Source organism: Microvirga tunisiensis, assembly GCF_009296175.1.
Taxonomy (GTDB): Bacteria; Pseudomonadota; Alphaproteobacteria; order Rhizobiales; family Beijerinckiaceae; genus Microvirga; species Microvirga tunisiensis.
Genome location: NZ_VOSK01000924.1, coordinates 1 through 723, shown reverse-complemented (window position 1 = coordinate 723; position 723 = coordinate 1). Strand labels below are relative to the sequence as shown.

Annotated in this window: 1 pseudogene; it reads right to left on the bottom strand. The window is 64.6% G+C overall.

Features of this window, described 5'->3' with window-relative positions:
* Nucleotides 1-205: 205 nt before the first annotated feature.
* Nucleotides 206-331 (bottom strand): annotated as a pseudogene (locus tag FS320_RS44545) (D-alanine--D-alanine ligase); the annotation flags it as partial.
* Nucleotides 332-723 lie beyond the last annotated feature (392 nt).

The following is a 723-nucleotide window of genomic DNA, read 5'->3' as shown; positions in this document are numbered from 1 at the left end:
ATAGGGGCTGCCATGCGGGAACGCGGCACGCGCGATGGCTGCCGTTGCGGCCGGGACATCACAGCACGGGGTCGGGCGGAGCGACATGAGGACCTCCGGGATGGTGGGGCTGCCCCCTCAAACCCAGAACGCCAATCCCTGCCTCAAGGGCTCCCGCCCATTCGCCAGCAGTATCCGTTCCGAAGCAAGACCAGTCGCAGACCTGGACGAGGCCGTCGCGGCGCCAGAACCAGAGGTCAGCCTCGGGCAAAGCCTCCGCCAGCGCCTGGGCACTGGCCACCGACACGAAGTGCTCGCGGTTGGTGCCGCCAAAGAGAATGGTATTGAGCATGAGGTTGGGAGCCGTTGTAGGGGAGGATCAGCGCCACAATAAGGTGACTGGCCGGAGGGACAAGAGGGCCCGTCAGACATTGGTGGACCGGAGCCTCAGGCGGCTCCGTGGGGCCATGCGAGATCCCTCTCCCTTGCAGTCGTGAATCCCTGTCGGCAAAGCTGTCTCCCGCGCGGCTCTGATCGTCATGGCGGGAGCAGACGAGTCTCTCGGTGGGTGAGGTTTTTCTCCTTCGCGGTTTTCGATGCCCGTCCTCTCCAGAGAGGTCATCGGGGCAGTTTGGGGGACGGTGGGCCTTAGGCTGACCGGATGACGAGGTCGGCAAGGGGCGGAATTCTCGGCTGATCCCCATTCAGGCCGAGCCGGTCGCCAAGATAGTCGAAGAACGACAG